Annotated in this window: 14 protein-coding genes; 6 read left to right on the forward strand and 8 right to left on the reverse strand. The window is 73.6% G+C overall.

The annotated features are described in order from the left end of the window. Positions 1-230: 230 nt before the first annotated feature. The 6 genes from IE95_RS0110110 to IE95_RS0110135 form a co-directional block, all read right to left on the reverse strand. On the reverse strand, positions 231-938 hold the full coding sequence (locus IE95_RS0110110; protein WP_030151508.1) for a Maf family protein: 708 nt from the start codon (positions 936-938) through the stop codon (positions 231-233). After that, the gene (locus IE95_RS0110115) at positions 935-2,689 is read right to left on the reverse strand and encodes a DUF885 domain-containing protein (protein ID WP_051702979.1); all 1,755 of its coding nucleotides are present in this window, start codon (positions 2,687-2,689) and stop codon (positions 935-937) included. Before IE95_RS0110115 ends, IE95_RS0110110 begins: the two co-directional genes overlap by 4 nt. 51 nt (positions 2,690-2,740) lie before the next feature. After that, positions 2,741-3,745, reverse strand: coding sequence for a hypothetical protein (locus IE95_RS0110120; protein ID WP_030151510.1), 1,005 nt, complete (start codon positions 3,743-3,745; stop codon positions 2,741-2,743). After that, positions 3,742-4,008, reverse strand: coding sequence for an acyl-CoA carboxylase epsilon subunit (locus IE95_RS0110125; RefSeq protein ID WP_051702980.1), 267 nt, complete (start codon positions 4,006-4,008; stop codon positions 3,742-3,744). The genes IE95_RS0110120 and IE95_RS0110125 overlap by 4 nt, the downstream gene beginning before the upstream one ends. Next, positions 4,005-4,613: a hypothetical protein gene (locus IE95_RS0110130; RefSeq protein WP_030151512.1), complete on the reverse strand. Its 609-nt coding sequence runs from the start codon at positions 4,611-4,613 to the stop codon at positions 4,005-4,007. Before IE95_RS0110130 ends, IE95_RS0110125 begins: the two co-directional genes overlap by 4 nt. Before the next feature lie 85 nt (positions 4,614-4,698). Next, positions 4,699-6,318 (reverse strand): acyl-CoA carboxylase subunit beta, encoded by a 1,620-nt coding sequence (locus IE95_RS0110135; RefSeq protein ID WP_030151513.1) that lies wholly within the window; start codon positions 6,316-6,318, stop codon positions 4,699-4,701. Positions 6,319-6,477: 159 nt separating this feature from the next. Between IE95_RS0110135 and IE95_RS0110140 the strand changes: the two genes are divergently transcribed. Both IE95_RS0110140 and IE95_RS0110145 read left to right on the forward strand, forming a co-directional pair. Beyond that, complete coding sequence (locus IE95_RS0110140; RefSeq protein WP_084690093.1) at positions 6,478-7,431, forward strand: biotin--[acetyl-CoA-carboxylase] ligase; 954 nt, start codon at positions 6,478-6,480, stop codon at positions 7,429-7,431. Positions 7,432-7,440: 9 nt separating this feature from the next. Beyond that, on the forward strand, positions 7,441-8,595 hold the full coding sequence (locus IE95_RS0110145; RefSeq protein WP_240666160.1) for an adenylate/guanylate cyclase domain-containing protein: 1,155 nt from the start codon (positions 7,441-7,443) through the stop codon (positions 8,593-8,595). A 9-nt stretch (positions 8,596-8,604) separates the two neighbouring features. Here the strand turns inward: IE95_RS0110145 and IE95_RS0110150 are convergent, their stop codons facing one another. Beyond that, on the reverse strand, positions 8,605-9,348 hold the full coding sequence (locus IE95_RS0110150) for an SOS response-associated peptidase (protein ID WP_030151516.1): 744 nt from the start codon (positions 9,346-9,348) through the stop codon (positions 8,605-8,607). 126 nt (positions 9,349-9,474) lie between these two features. Between IE95_RS0110150 and IE95_RS0110155 the strand changes: the two genes are divergently transcribed. From IE95_RS0110155 to IE95_RS0110170, 4 genes are all read left to right on the forward strand, one after another. Next, positions 9,475-9,879: a PadR family transcriptional regulator gene (locus IE95_RS0110155; RefSeq protein WP_051702981.1), complete on the forward strand. Its 405-nt coding sequence runs from the start codon at positions 9,475-9,477 to the stop codon at positions 9,877-9,879. Beyond that, positions 9,876-10,676 (forward strand): hypothetical protein, encoded by an 801-nt coding sequence (locus tag IE95_RS0110160; RefSeq protein WP_030151518.1) that lies wholly within the window; start codon positions 9,876-9,878, stop codon positions 10,674-10,676. The genes IE95_RS0110155 and IE95_RS0110160 overlap by 4 nt, the downstream gene beginning before the upstream one ends. Positions 10,677-10,785: 109 nt before the next feature. Beyond that, complete coding sequence (locus tag IE95_RS0110165) at positions 10,786-12,069, forward strand: multidrug effflux MFS transporter (RefSeq protein WP_084690138.1); 1,284 nt, start codon at positions 10,786-10,788, stop codon at positions 12,067-12,069. A gap of 112 nt (positions 12,070-12,181) precedes the next feature. Next, a complete protein-coding gene (locus tag IE95_RS0110170) occupies positions 12,182-13,468 on the forward strand; it encodes an LCP family protein (RefSeq protein WP_051702982.1) in 1,287 nt (428 codons plus the stop codon). A gap of 13 nt (positions 13,469-13,481) precedes the next feature. On the opposite strand, the gene IE95_RS0110175 is transcribed toward IE95_RS0110170, so the two are convergent. Beyond that, on the reverse strand, positions 13,482-14,627 hold the full coding sequence (locus tag IE95_RS0110175) for a pyridoxal phosphate-dependent aminotransferase (protein ID WP_084690095.1): 1,146 nt from the start codon (positions 14,625-14,627) through the stop codon (positions 13,482-13,484). Between the last annotated feature and the right edge of the window lie 321 nt (positions 14,628-14,948).

Raw genomic sequence — 14,948 nt, forward strand, 5'->3', positions numbered from 1 at the left:
TGCGACGGGTGGTACTGGACAAGATTGGAGATCGGGCCAAGGCGCACCGGGACCGTTTGTAGGAACCCTCCATGGTCGGCGGGGTCGATCGACCCGTCGTGCGCCGTGGTTGTGCGCCCTCGACAAGCGGACGGCCCGCCTGCTCCCCGTCCCGGTGCCGGAGGCACGGGTGGGGGAGCAGGCGGGCCGTCAGGCGGACCAGGGCCCCGGGGTCGCGGGGCCGGACCGTCTCAGGACCAGAGGTCGGTCCAGGTCACGCCGATCTCGCCGAGCAGCTCGCGCACGAGCGGCAGGCTGATCCCGACCACGCCGTGGTGGTCGCCCTCGATGCTCTCGACGAACGCACCACCCAGGCCGTCGACCGTGAACGCGCCGGCGACCGCGAGGGGTTCGCCCGTCGCGACGTACGCCGCGATCTCGGCGTCGGAGACGTCGGCGAAGTGGACCGTCGTGGAGCTCGTGGCCCCGAGCGTGGCGCCGCTGCCGCCGTCCTGCGGGTCCCGCAGGTCGACGATCCAGTGCCCGGTGTGGAGCACGCCCGTCCTGCCGCGCATCGCGCGCCAGCGCTCGGTCGCCTCGGCGGCGTCCCGGGGCTTGCCGTGGACGGACCCGGCGAGCTCGAGCATGGAGTCGCAGCCGACCACGACGGGCGCGACCTGGTCGGGCCCGACGGCGTCGCTCACGTCGTCGCGCTCGCGTGCTTCGCGCGTGAGGACCTGGGCGACCTCCTCGGCCTTGGCCTGGGCGAGGACGAGCACCGCGTCGGCGGGGTCGAGCGTGCCGAACCGGGCTGCAGCCGCCTCGAGGACCGCGTCCTCGTCGAGGCCCGAGACACGGACCTCGGGTGTGACCCCGGCGGAGCGCAGGGTCGCGAGGCGGGCCGGGGACTGCGAGGCCAGGAGCAGGCGGACGTCCGGGACCGACGTCGCAGCCGTCACTGCAGCGCCTCGCGCAGGACGTCGAGGCCGACGGACCCGAGGTTCAGGGCGCGCTCGTGGAACGCCTTGACGTCGAACTCCTCGCCGCGTGCCTCGGCGGACGCGCGGGCGGCGTCGCGCGTCTGCTCCCACAGACGCTGCCCGACCTTGTAGGACGGAGCCTGGCCCGGCCACCCGAGGTAGCGGTTGAGCTCGAAGCGTACGAACGACTCGTCCATGTTGACGTTGGCCTTGAGGAACTCCCAGGCCTTGTCGGCGTCCCAGCGCGGGTCCTCGGAGCCGCCGCGCCACTCCTCGGGTGCGTCGAGCCCGAGGTGCACGCCGATGTCGAGCACGACGCGGGCCGCGCGCATGCGCTGGCCGTCGAGCATCCCGAGCCGGTCGCCCGGGTCGTCGAGGTAGCCGAGGTCGGCCATGAGGCGCTCGGCGTACAGGGCCCAGCCCTCGCCGTGGCCCGAGACCCAGCAGGCGAGCCGGCGCCACGAGTTGAGGGTGTCGCGCGCGGCGACGGCCTGGCCGCACTGGAGGTGGTGGCCGGGGACGCCCTCGTGGTAGACGGTCGTCTTCTCACGCCAGGTGTTGAACTCGGTCACGCCCGGCGGGACGGACCACCACATGCGACCGGGGCGCGAGAAGTCGTCGCTCGGCGGCGTGTAGTAGATCCCGCCGGTCTGGGTCGGGGCGATCATGCACTCGAGGTCCAGGACCGGGGTCGGGATGTCGAAGTGCACGCCGTTCAGCGCCGCGATCGCGGCGTCCGAGGTCTCCTGCATCCAGGCGCGCAGCGCCTGCGTGCCGTCGAGCTTGCGGCTCGGGTCGGCGTCGAGGACCGCGACGGCCTCCTCGACCGTGGCACCGGGACCGGCGATCTGTGCCGCGACGGCCTCCTGCTCGGCGATGACGCGTGCGAGCTCCTCGAGTCCCCAGCGGTAGGTCTCCTCGAGGTCGACCTCGGCACCGAGGAACGCGCGCGAGGCCAGGGCGTAGCGCTCGCGCCCGACGCCGTCGGCCTCGGGGGCCTGCGGTGCGAGCTCGTTCTCCAGGAAGTCGGCGAGCCTCGCGTACGCGGCCAGGGCGCCCGCGGCGCCGAGCTCGAGCTCCTTGCGCACCAGGGAGCAGGCGGCCGACTCGTCGAGCACGGCTGCGGCGGCCTCGCCCCGGACGAGCTCCAGGAAGAACGAGGACTCGGGGTCGGCGAGCTCGCGGGCCTGCTTGACGCCCTCGCGGACCTGGCGGATCGCGGCGACCTTGCCACGCTCGGCGGCGCTGGTCAGCGAGGCGATGTACCCGTCCATGGCGCCGGGCAGGGCCGCGAGACGGGCCGCGACGTTCTCCCACGCCTCGAGCGTGCCCATGGGCATCATGTCGAAGATGTCGCGCAGCTCCTGGAGCGGCGAGGCGATGTTGTTGAGCGTCGCGAGGTCCTCGCCCGCCTCGTGCAGCTCGAGCGAGAGCCCGATGCGCTCGCGCATCGCGGCGAGCGTGACCCGGTCGACGTCGTCGACGGGCTCGGCGTCGGCGAGCTGGGCCAGCACGGCGCGGTCCGCGGCCGCGAGGGCCTCGTACCCGGCGGGCGACAGGTCGGTCATGAGGTGGTCGTAGCCGGTGAGGCCCATGGCCGTGGCGGCGAGCGGGTTCAGGTCGGCGACCGTGCGCACGTAGGCGTCGGCGATCGCGTCGATCGCCGTGGGTGTGCGGGGGGTCCGGGCGGTGGGGGTGCCGGGCTCGGCCGGCGAGGTGGGTGAGGTCACCCGGTAGAGGTTACTGCGCGGTACCCGCGGGGGCGTCGTCCGCGAGGATGATCAGTCGGTGCGCAGGAGCCGTTCCGCGAGGTCGAGCACGGCCGACGGGGCGGTCGGGTCGAGCGACTGCGCACCGCCCCCGTCCGGTCCGATGTACACGAGCTCGTCGTTGTCCTCGAAGACGAGGACGGATCGCGTGCTGCCCGGGAGCGAGAGCTCGACGCGGACGCTCCGCCACGCCCCGGTGGGCGGGACCTGCTCGACGTCCAGGTGGGGGTGCTCGGCCCCCGCGCGGCCCAGGGCCACGAGGAAGTCCTGGTTCGTGGCCGCTGCCGTCGCGGACGCCGCAGACTCTGCCGACAGGGTCGGGGCGTCGTCGGGGGACGCGCCGGTGGTCGGGGCCACCGAGGGATCGGCCCCGTCGCCGGCCGGTGACGGGGGCATCGCACCCAGGAGGTCGTCGGCCCACGCGCGCTGGTAGCGCACGAGCACGACGCGCGGTCGACCGTCGGTGGCGCGGGGGTACCAGACCGCGACGGGGTCGCCCGACCGCGGGCCGTGCGTCCCCGCGGGGACGGGCACGGTGAAGGGCGTCCGGACGGGGAGGTGGTCGACCGAGAACGTGAGCCGACCGCTCACGCGCGCGGCGCCGTCGGGCAGGAGGCTCGGGGTGGCGGCCTCGCCGGACCCGGCCGTGCCGTCGACGAGCACCGAGCCCGTGGTGCGCTCTGCGTCCACGAGCAGGGCGTCGCGGGCGCGTGACTCGCGCTGCGCGTCGCGGTCGTCGAGGTAGCGCGCCAGCGCGAGGACCGCGACGAGCAGGAGCAGCACGGCCAGGACGCCCAGGACGGCCGCAGGCAGCGGCCAGCCCTGGGAGGGCGCGAGCTGGCGGTAGGCGACGAGCACCACCGCGGGGACGGTCGGCACGAGCCACGCCCACCGGCGCCAGCCGGTGCGCGCCGGGAGCGGAGGCAGGGACGACCCGGGGTCGTCCGCCGCGAGCGGCCGTTCGACGGCCCCGGGGTCTTCGGCGAGCTCGACCAGGACGGTCGTGGTCTGGCTCACGACTGCAGACTCCACCGCCAGGCGTCGGCGTTGTGCCGACCCGAGCGTCCGCCGAAGCTCTTGGCCGTCGCGCCCGCGCCGGTGCCGCGCAGGCTGCGCGCCCGGTTGGTCCACTCGGGCAGGGGAGCCTCGTCGTCGGGCACGTGCGAGGCCGCCGCCGCGGCGGCGAGCCCGGCGACGAGCGCCGCGACCTCGAGGTCGTCGGGTGCGCCACGCACCACGCGCAGCTCCCGGCCCGACGACGCAGCCCCGGTCTCGCTCACAGGGCGCCGCCCTGCGCCTCGTCGTCCGCGTCGCCGTAACCGTCGAAGTCCGCGGCCTCACCGCGCGACGCGGCCCACTCGGGGACGTCGAAGCCCGACTCGACGAGCGCGGCCACGACCTGCTCGCCCGCGTTGTCGAGGAAGTCGATCACGGCGTCGAGCGACGTGTCGGGAGTCCGGCCCGGGCCCACGACGAAGCCCAGGTAGAACGGCTCGGCGACCTCGGGTGCGGGCGGCGCGTCGGCGTCCGCCCCGGTCCCGAGGTCCTCCTCCGCACCCCACACGAGCGAGCTCAGGTCCGGGTGCATGCCCAGCGAGTCGTGCAGCGCGTCGTACAGGCCGGCGTTGAGCGCGCCGATCGCCGCCTCGAGCGCGAGGACCCGCGGGTCCTCGTCGGCCTCGGCCGCGCCGAACTCGGCGCGCACCCCCACGGCCGTGCCGACGTACTCGTGCAGGGCCGCGGCCAGGGCGTCCACGGCCGCGTGCATCGGGGCGTCGTCGACCGGGCCGATCGGCTCGGCGCCGTGCGACGCGCCGTCGTGGCCGTCGACGGGGTGCTCGTGGCCGTGTCCTGCGTGGTCGTCGCCGTGCTGCTCGTCGGGCATGTCGTCCTCGCGGTGGGTCTCGTCGTTCGGTGGCGGTATCGGGGGCAGGGCCGGTGGCGACCCGGGTGTCATCGCGTCCCCAGGATCACAGCGGGATGTTCCCGTGCTTCTTGGGGGGCAGGCTCGCACGCTTGGTGCGCAGGGCGCGCAGCGCACGCACGACCTGCACGCGCGTCTCCGACGGGCGGATGACCGCGTCGACGTAGCCGCGCTCGGCCGCGTCCCACGGGTTCACGATGGCCTCCTCGTACTCGGCGACCAGACGCGCACGCTCGGCGTCCACGTCCAGCCCGGACTCCGCCGCGGACCGCAACGCCCCGCGCTGGAGGATGTTGACCGCGCCACCGGCCCCCATGACCGCGATCTGGGCCGTGGGCCAGGCCAGGTTCACGTCCGCGCCGAGCTGCTTGGAGCCCATGACGATGTACGCGCCACCGTACGCCTTGCGCGTGATGAGCGTGACGAGCGGAACCGTGGCCTCGGCGTACGCGTAGATGAGCTTGGCGCCGCGGCGGATGATGCCCTGGTGCTCCTGGTCGACGCCCGGGAGGAAGCCCGGGACGTCGACGAGCGTCAGGACCGGGATGTTGAAGGCGTCGCACGTGCGCACGAACCGCGCGGCCTTCTCGGCCGCGTCGATGTCGAGCGTGCCCGCCATCGCGAGGGGCTGGTTCGCGACCACGCCGATCGACTGGCCCTCGACGTGCCCGAACCCGACGATCACGTTCCTCGCGAACAGCGGCTGGACCTCCAGGAACGCCCCGTCGTCCAGGACGTGCTCGAGCACGGCCCGCATGTCGTACGGCTGGGTGTCGGAGTCGGGGATCAGCGTGTCGAGCTCGAGGTCCTCCTCGGTCACGTCGAGCTCGGTGTCCTCGGGGGTGAAGGTCGGCGCGTCCGAGAGGTTGTTCTGCGGCAGGTAGCCGATGAGGTGGCGCACGTAGTCGATCGCGTCGTCCTCGTCGGTGCCCATGTAGTGCGCGACGCCCGAGCGCTCGTTGTGCGTGCGGGCCCCGCCGAGCTCCTCGAAGCCCACGTCCTCGCCCGTGACGGCGCGGATCACGTCGGGGCCGGTGATGAACATGTTCGACGTCTGGTCGGCCATGACGATGAAGTCCGTGAGGGCGGGGGAGTAGACCGCGCCGCCGGCGCTCGGGCCCAGGATGAGAGAGATCTGCGGGATGACGCCCGAGGCCGCGACGTTGCGGCGGAAGATCTCCGCGAACTGGGTCAGGGCCGCGACGCCCTCCTGGATGCGCGCGCCGCCGCCGTCCGAGATCCCGATGAGCGGGACGCCCGTGCGCAGCGCGAGGTCCTGCACCTTGGTGATCTTCTGGCCGTGCACCTCGCCGAGGCTGCCGCCGAAGACCGTGAAGTCCTGCGAGTAGATGCAGACCTGGCGGCCGTCGACCGTGCCGTGCCCCACGACCACGCCGTCGCCCGCGAGCCGCTTCTTCTCGAGCCCGAAGTTCACCGAGCGGTGCTTGGCGAACGCGTCGAGCTCGACGAAGCTGCCCTCGTCGAGCAGGGCCTCGATCCGTTCGCGGGCGGTCTTCTTGTTCCGGGCGTGCTGCTTGGTGCGCGCTGCCTCCTCGGGCGCGACCGAGGCCTCGGCGCGCCGACGGTCGAGGTCGGCCAGCTTCGCTGCGGTGCCGATGAGCTGACCGGTGGGGGCCGGGGTGGTGCCGGCGACAGGTTCGTTCACGCAGCCGAGCCTAGTTGGTGGGTGGGACCAAGAGGGTGCGGGGGATCGCACCGGCGTGGCCGCGCACGTTGGAGGGTTCCCACAACGTCGCGTCCTGGTGGGTGCGACTGCGACCGCGGCCTCTGCCGCACTTGGGGTGCACGCGTGCATGATGGGCACATGACGACTGTCGACCATCCCGCGCTGCGTCCCGGCTTCCTGGCGGACCTGCTCGTGGTCCCGCACGGCCCGCTCGCCCGGCTCGAGGTCGTGCAGGAGTCGGCCTCGACGAACACCGAGCTCGCGGCTGCCGTGGCTGCCGACCCGCAGGCCTGGCCGGCGCCCGCCCTGCTCGTGGCCGAGCACCAGGTCGCCGGGCGGGGCCGCTCGGGCCGCGGGTGGGACACGCCCGCGCGGACCGCGTTGACGGGATCGCTCCTGGTGCGCCCCGACGTGCCGCGCGATCGCCTGAGCTGGTTGCCGCTGCTCGCGGGGCTCGCGACGGTCCGGTGCCTGCGCGCGACGGCCGGGGTCGAGGCCGTGGTCAAGTGGCCCAACGACGTCCTGGTCCCGGCGCCCGGTGCGGGCGCAGGGGCGGCGCGGGAGGAGGCCGGGTGGGGCACGTACCGCAAGGTCGCGGGCATCCTGTGCGAGCTGCTGCCCGACGGCGGTGCGATCGTGGGCGTCGGGCTCAACGTCCTGCAGAGCGAGCGTGAGCTCCCCGTCGCGTCGGCGACGTCGCTCGCCCTGGTCGGCGCCGCGACGACGGATCGCGAGGTGCTGCTGACCGCTCTCGAGGAGTCGTTCGCGCAGACCCTGGGCCGGTGGCAGGCGGCGGCGGGGGATGCCGTCGAGGCCGGGTTGGCCGAGGAGTGCGCCGAGGTCAGCGCGACGCTCGGCGCGCAGGTGCGGGTCGAGCTCACGGGCGGCGGTCAGGTGGTCGGGGAGGCGTACGGGTTCGGTCCGGACGGTTCGCTGCTCGTCCGTGAGGCGGACGGGACGGGCCACGTGCTGCACAGCGGCGACGTGCACCATCTGCGGCTGCGGGACGGCGCTCGTGCGGGCGCCGCCGACGGCACGTCCGCCGGTGTCCCGACCGTGGACGGCGGCGGGGTGCCGGGTCCTCTGAACTAGGATCGGTCTGTGACGCACGACATCCCTGGGGCAGCCGACGAGACCGACGAGACGACCGTGGCTGCGGGGGAGAGTCGGCGGGAACGTCGAGCGGACGCGGCTGCGCTGTCCGCGCTCGCGGGGGCCGCCAGGCCCGACGGTCCGCCCTCGGCGCCGTCGCCGGTCGAGGCCGACCTCGACGAGGCGCTCCTGGGTGGTCCGCGTGCGCTGACGGTCGAGGGGCTCGCCGAGCGTGCGGGGCTGACCGAGCGGCAGGTGCGTTCCTACTGGCAGGCGCTCGGGCTGCCCATCACCGAGCAGCAGGAGCAGATGTTCACCGAGGACGACGCCGTCGCCCTGGAGGAGATCTACTCGGTCGCGGAGCACGAGAAGTTCGACGACCGGTCGCTCACGACCCTGATCCGGTCGATGGGCCACACGACCGAGCGGCTCGTGCTGTGGCAGGTCGAGGCGCTCGTCGAGCACATGACCAAGCGGTTCGACCTCGACGACACGAGCGCCCGTCTGCTCGTCCTGGACCGGTTGCCGGACCTCGCGCCCGTGCTGGAGACACAGCTGCGCCATGCGTGGCGGCGGCAGCTCGCGGCGGTCGCCGCGCGGTTCACGGTCGAGTTCTCCGAGGCGCGCGCCGGGGACGTCACGGACTCGCAGGCGCTGCCGCTGCCGCGGGCCGTGGGTTTCGCGGACATCGTGTCGTTCACCAAGCGCACCGCGGGCCTGGGGTCGAGCGAGCTCGCGGAGTTCGTCCAGCTCTTCGAGACCCGTGCGCGTGACATCATCACCGCGGCGGGCGGTCGGGTGGTCAAGACGATCGGCGACGCGGTCCTCTACGTCGCCGACGACGTCGCGACGGGGGCCAGGGTCGCGCTCGGCCTCGCCGAGGAGGGCGAGCGGGCCGGTGGGGGCGTGGAGGTGCCGCCGGTCCGGGTCAGCCTGGTGTGGGGCCGGGTCCTCTCGCGGTTCGGTGACGTGTTCGGGCCGTCGGTGAACCTGGCCTCGCGGCTGACCGAGATCGCCGAGCCGACGACCGTGCTCCTGGACCGTGAGACCGCGGCCCTGCTGTCGCGGGACTCGCGTTTCGCCCTGACCGCGCAGCCCGAGCGAGAGGTGCAGGGGCTCGGGGTGATCGAGCCCGTGCGCCTGCAGTGGGCGTACACGGGCTGAGGTCGGTTCTCAGACCGCCTGTACGAGCTCCGGTCCGTCGTTCGCGACGCTGTTGACGAGCCGTGCGACCTCCTGGGCCTTCATGCGGATCTCGGGTGCGACGAGCAGCCCGGCGGCCTCGTCCTTGCCCACGGCAGGATCGAGCCACGCGTCCCACCGGTCAGGGGGGAGCGTGAGCGGCATGCGGTCGTGGATCGAGGCGAGGGCTGGGGCCGCGGCGGTCGTGATGATCGTGGTCGAGACGAGCCAGCGGGTGAGGTCGTCGTCGGCCTTGGCGGGGTCCCGCCAGAACTCGTAGAGGCCTGCGAACGCGGCGACCGCTGGTCCGTCCGGGTGGATGAAGAACGGCTGCTTGGTCACCTGGGGCTTGCGGGCGGTGGATCCGGGGGCCGGAGGCGTCTCGATCTTCCGCCACTCGTAGTACCCGTCGGCCGGGACGAGGCAGCGCCGGGCTGCGAACGGCTTGGCGAACGCCGGCTTGTCGAGCAGCGACTCCGAGCGCGCGTTGATCATGCGAGCCCCGACCCCCGGGTCCTTGGCCCAGCTGGGCACGAGCCCCCAGCGTGCCACGCGCAGGGACCGGCGGACCTCGCCCGTGTCCTGGGCCGCGCGCTCGACCACGATCCGCACGGGATCGGTGGGGGCGACGTTCCACGACGGCGGCAGGAGGCGCGCGTCGTCCGCGAGGTCGGCGATCGCGAACTCGTCGGCGAGGTCCTGGGCGTCCCGGAAGGAGGCATAGCGTCCGCACATGTCTCCCAGGATGCCTCGTGCCACCCACGCCGCGCGCTGCGCGGTGAGAGCGAGGGGCGAGCGACGTCGTCGGGCCTCGATCGTGGCTAGGTTGACAGGCTGACTAGTTAGCGACACGATCTAGCCATGCCCGAGCACACCTGGCCCAGCGAGTGGCTCCGCGGCGTCCTCGACGTCTGCGTGCTGCGCATCCTCGCGGACGGCCCCACGTACGGCTACGCGATCGCCGCGCGCCTCGCCGACGGCGGCCTCGGGGTCATCAAGGGCGGGACGCTCTACCCCCTGCTCGGGCGCCTCGAGTCCGGCGGTCTCGTCACGGTCGACTGGCGAGCCGGCGACGGCGGCCCCGGGCGCAAGTACTACGACCTCACCGACGCGGGCCGCGCCGCGCTCGCGCAGCGCGCCGCGCTGTGGGAGGACTTCACGCGCACGACCGGTGACCTCGTCACCGGCGCGGACGCCGGGGCCGAGCGCCCCGGGACCGCCGACGACCCCGCCCGTCGACCCACCCCGACCGAGGAGAACCGATGAGCCGCACGAGCGAGAAGCGGACCGCCACGCGCTACGAGATCGAGAGACGCCTCGCGCCGCACGTCGAGGAGGAGTGGGCCGAGGCCTTCGTCATCGAGCTGAGGCTGCTCGACGTGCCAGGAACCGCACTGGGAGCGGCGCTCGCCGAGGTCGAGTCCCACTGCACGGACAGCGGCGAGCCCGCCGCAGAGGCGTTCGGGGACCCCGTGGCGTACGCGCGCAGCCTCGACCTGCCCGTCGAGCCCGACGGGCGGTGGGAGGTCGTGACGGTGCTCGGGCCGTCCTGCGCGCAGTTCCTGGGGCTGCTGCTCCTCGGGTGGGGCGGGTCGGCGGTGCTCCTGGCCGGGCGGGCCGGCGAGGTGGCGCCGAGCGTCGACGTGACGGCCGGGATGCTCGCGATGATCCTGGCGTTCGGGGCGGGGATCCTGCTGTTCTACCGGCACAGCGCCGCGATGCTGCGACTGATCATGGAGCGACCCGTGGTGTCGTTCTTCGCCCTGGCGGGGTGCATGGCGGTCCTCGTCGCCGTCCCCGTCCTGCTGGACGGCGTCCTCGTCGCGCTCCCGGCCTGGCCCGTGGCGGTGGGCGGTGGTCTCGCACTGGCCGCGGGCACGGTGTGGAGCGCGGTCCAGGCCAGGAGGGGCACGCTCGACGACCCGATCGTCTCGCCGCTGCCCGGCGAGCCGCAGGGCGCCCCGGACCGGCGGACGCGCCTGCTGTCGGCGACCGTCACGTGGATCGTCCCGGTGTTCGCGCTCGCGTCGCTCGGCGTCACGTGGCTCCTCCTGGGGCGCTGACCGTGCGGTGAGGCCCGACGGCGCAGGAGGCTGCGCCGTCGGGCACGTCACGTCGCGGTGGGCGTGATTCCGGGGTCCGACGGTGCGTCGAATCGTTATGATCGACGGCATGGAGACACCCCCGGCAGGAACTGCACCCACCCCGCCGGCGTCGTCGAAGGACGGCGAGGGGCGTGCCGCCACCCGACGCCCCGGCCGCTCGACCGTCAGGTGGGTCCTCCTGCTCGGCGCCCTCGCCACGCTCCCGGCGTTCACGGTCGACATGTACCTTCCCTCCCTGCCCGACGTCGCCGCGGACCTCGACGCCAGCCCCGCCCTCGCGCAGCTCACCCTGGCCGGGATGCTCGTCGGCGGTGCGTTCGGGCAGCTCGTGATCGGCCCCCTGTCCGACCGGTACGGCCGCCGGGCGCCCGTGATCATCGGTCTCGCGCTGCACGTCGTCACCTCGGTCCTGTGCGCGGTCGTGCCGACGATCGGCTGGCTCATCGTCCTGCGCGTCCTCCAGGGCTTCTTCAACGCCTCGGCCCAGGTCGTCTCGATCGCCGTGATCCGCGACCGGTTCACCGGGGCGGACGCCGCCAGGATCCTGTCGCGGCTCATGCTCGTCATCGGGCTCGCGCCGCTCCTCGCGCCGACCATCGGCTCGTTCGTCGCCGGGCACGGCGACTGGCGCTGGGTGTTCTGGGTCCTCGCGGCCCTCGGCCTCGTCCTCGGCCTGATCGTGCTGCGCTTCATGCCCGAGACCCTCGAGACCGAACGCCGCCAGTCGGGCGGCGTCGGCAGCGTCTTCCGCGGCTACGGTGCGCTCCTCAGGGACCGCCACTTCGTCGCCCTGGCCGTGCTCCCCGGGCTCGGCATGGCCGTCCTGATGAGCTACGTCGTCGGGTCGCCGTTCGTCCTGCAGGAGGGCTACGGCCTCACCCACCAGCAGTTCGCCGCGCTGTTCGCGGTCAACGGGATCGGCCTCGTGATCTCGGCCCAGGTCAACGCCTCGCTCGTGCGGCGCGTCGCCCCCGTGCGGATCCTGCGGGCCGCCCTGGTCCTCCAGGGCGTGTTCGCGGTAGGTCTGTTCGTCGTGGCGCTCACGGGAGCCGGCGGCCTGATCGGCCTCCTGGCCGCGCTGTGGCTCACGCTCGCGCTCCAGGGACTCATCCCGGCCAACGCCTCCGCACTGGCCCTGACCCGGCACGGCGAGAGAGCCGGCACGGCGGCCGCGGTCATCGGAGCCTTCCAGGCCGGCGTCGCGGGGCTCGTGAGCCCCCTTGTCGGGGTGCTCGGAGGCGACGCGGTCGCCATGAGCACCGTCATGCTCGGGGCCGTCGTCGCCTCCCTCCTGGTGCTCGGGCTCGCGACGCCCGCGTTCCGCAAGGGCGGCTGGCACCTGCCCGCCTGAGGCCACCCAGGGGTGCTGCAGGCACTGTCGGGCGGGCGATCGAGCAGGACACTTCACATTTCCTTTGCACGACACGAAGGCCTTGGCCCTGACGTGCATCTAGGCTCATCACATGCCCAGCCCGAAGACCGCCTCGAAGAGCGGCCCTCATCACGCGCGCTCGCAGCGCACGCACAAGGTCCTTCGAGCGGTCGGCATGCTGACGACCGCTGCCTTCGTCTTCGTCGGCTCAGCGGCCGTCGCGACGTACGTCGACTTCCAGAGCGCCCTGGACGTGAGCGACGTCTCGGACCTCGTCGTGGGCGCCTCGCCCGAGCCGCCCCGCGACCCCGACGACCCGTTCGCCGGGCAGGCGCTCAACATCCTCGTGATGGGCACGGACTACCGCGACGCCGAGAACGCCGCGATCGCGGGCGAGGAAGAGGGCATGCGCTCCGACACGACGTTCGTCGTGCACGTCTCGGGCGACCGGACCCGCATGGAGGTCGTCTCGATCCCCCGCGACTCGCTCGTCACGATCCCGTCGTGCAACCTGACCGACGGGTCGACCACCAAGGCGCGCAAGAACGCGATGTTCAACGAGGCCTTCCAGATCGGTGCGGGCAACGACGACGACATGATCGGCGCCGCAGCCTGCACCATCTCGACCGTGCAGTCCCTCACCGGGCTCACGATCACCGACCACGTCGTGCTGAAGATGAACGGGGTCGTGGGCGTCGTCGACGCGATCGGCGGGGTGACCATGTGCCTGCCCGAGCCCATGAAGGAGAGCCCCCGGTACGGCACGCTCGACCTGCCGGCCGGTCGGACCACGCTCGACGGGAACCAGTCGATCAGCTTCCTGCGAGCACGGCACGGCACGGGCATGGGCCTCGAGATGGGCAGCGACCTGTCCCGCATCCCGCGCCAGCAGGCCTTCATCGACTCGATGCTGCGTGAGGTCCTGTCCAAGAACCTCATCACCAACGCGCCCCAGCTCTACTCCATGATCAAGGCCGTGCTGTCGTCGGTGAGCGCGAGCCCGAACCTCGCCGGCCTCGACTCGCTCGCCGGGCTCGCGTTCTCGCTCAAGGACATCGACACCAACGAGATCGTCTTCACCGAGCTGCCCGTCGTCGAGGCGCCGACCGACAAGAACCGTGTCGTGTGGACCAAGGACGCCCAGGCGATCTGGGACCGCATGGCCGCGGACACCCCGCCACCCGGCCACGAGACCCCCGCACCGACCGACCCGCGCGACGACGCGACCGTGCCGGACGTGCCGGACGCGGGCGCCGGCACCGACACCGGGACCGACCCGGGGGCCGGTGGCGACACCGGAGCCGGGACCACGGGCGGCGACGCCCCGGTCGCCCCGGCGGAGCCCGCGCAGGACCCGCGTCTGCCCGGGGTCTGCTGACCCGTCCGAGTCGCTAGCCCGGACGCAGCGCACCGAGCCGGCGCACCGCCTCACGCAGCACGTCCTCGCGCTTGACGAACGTGAACCGGACCCGCGAGGCCAGGGCCTGGGCCGTCGTCGGGCCGGCGGAGTCCCCGCTGCCCGGCGGCGCGGCGCAGAACGCGCTCACGGGCACGCCCACGACGCCCGCGAGCCCGGGCAGCCGGCGGCACAGCTCGGTGCCGTCCTCGAAGCCCAGCGGCGCGCCGTCGGCGACCACGAAGTACGTGCCCCGCGGCCGGACGACCTCGAAGCCCGCAGCCACCAGGCCCTCGCACAGCAGGTCGCGTCGGGCCGCGAGCGACGCGGCCAGGGCGCGCGGTGCCTCGTCGTCGGCCAGGGCCTGCGCGATCGCGGGCTGGAACGGCGACCCCGAGGTGTACGTCAGGAACTGCTTGACCGTGCGCACGGCCTCCACGAGGTGCGCCGGGCCGTGCAGCCAGCCGATCTTCCAGCCCGTGAAGGAGAACGTCTTGCCGGCCGAGGAGATCGTGATCGTCCGCTCGGCCATGCCCGGCAGGGTCGCGACGGGCAGGTGCACCGCGTCGTCGTACACGAGGTGCTCGTAGACCTCGTCCGTCACGACGACCGCGTCCACGGCCCGCGCCGCCTCCGCGACCACCTCGAGCTCGGCGCGCGTCAGGACCGTCCCGGTCGGGTTGTGCGGCGTGTTGACCAGGACCAACCGCGTCCGCGGCCCGACGGCGGCGCGCACCTGCGCGGGATCCAGGCGGAAGCCGTCCGGGGTCGGGTGGAGCGGGACGCGCACGTGCGTCGCCCCGGCGAGCGCGATGCACGCCGCGTGCGAGTCGTAGAAGGGCTCCAGGGTCACGACCTCGTCGCCCGGTCCCGCGAGGGCCAGGATGGTCGCGGCCAGCGCCTCGGTGGCGCCCGTGGTGACCAGGACCTCGGTGTCCGGGTCCAGGTCGAGACCGTAGCGCCGGCGCTGGTGGTCCGCGACCGCCGCACGCAGCACCGGGATGCCCGTGCCCGGCGGGTACTGGTTGTGACCGTCCTCGATCGCCCTGATCGCGGCCTCCTTGATCGCGCGCGGGCCGTCCACGTCAGGGAAGCCCTGGCCCAGGTTGATCGCCCCCGTGCGCAGCGCGAGGTTCGTCATCTCGGCGAAGATCGTCGACGCGACCGACCCGTCAGGGCGCAGCAGGCCCGTCGCGGCGGCCGCGGCGCGCCACCGGCCGGGGACCGGGGCCGGGCGGGACGGGGGACGGCAGGGTTGCTCGCGGACATGCGCCGACCCTATGCCGGGCGGGTGCCCGCTGGGGCGTCCCGCGCTGCTGCCCGACCGGAGCGCGCGGGGACATGACCACGATTCGGACGTTCACCGCGGCGTGATCCGCTGGATCGTGCCGATCACGAGCAGTTTTCCACAGGGGTAGGTGCGGACCCGGCCGGTCGTGCCCTAGTCTCGGCGCGCAACCAC

Origin of the sequence: Oerskovia turbata, from assembly GCF_000718325.1 — a bacterium.
GTDB lineage: Bacteria > Actinomycetota > Actinomycetes > Actinomycetales > Cellulomonadaceae > Oerskovia > Oerskovia turbata.

What these genes read in the sequence shown, in the direction of transcription:
- IE95_RS0110130 (WP_030151512.1), bottom strand. Translation starts at nt 4,613, where the DNA reads ATGCCCGACGAGCAGCACGGCGACGACCACGCAGGACACGGCCACGAG.
- IE95_RS0110140 (WP_084690093.1), top strand. Translation starts at nt 6,478, where the DNA reads ATGACGACTGTCGACCATCCCGCGCTGCGTCCCGGCTTCCTGGCGGAC.
- IE95_RS0110150 (WP_030151516.1), bottom strand. Translation starts at nt 9,348, where the DNA reads ATGTGCGGACGCTATGCCTCCTTCCGGGACGCCCAGGACCTCGCCGAC.
- IE95_RS0110155 (WP_051702981.1), top strand. Translation starts at nt 9,475, where the DNA reads ATGCCCGAGCACACCTGGCCCAGCGAGTGGCTCCGCGGCGTCCTCGAC.
- IE95_RS0110160 (WP_030151518.1), top strand. Translation starts at nt 9,876, where the DNA reads ATGAGCCGCACGAGCGAGAAGCGGACCGCCACGCGCTACGAGATCGAG.
- IE95_RS0110165 (WP_084690138.1), top strand. Translation starts at nt 10,786, where the DNA reads ATGGAGACACCCCCGGCAGGAACTGCACCCACCCCGCCGGCGTCGTCG.
- IE95_RS0110170 (WP_051702982.1), top strand. Translation starts at nt 12,182, where the DNA reads ATGCCCAGCCCGAAGACCGCCTCGAAGAGCGGCCCTCATCACGCGCGC.
- IE95_RS0110175 (WP_084690095.1), bottom strand. Translation starts at nt 14,627, where the DNA reads ATGACGAACCTCGCGCTGCGCACGGGGGCGATCAACCTGGGCCAGGGC.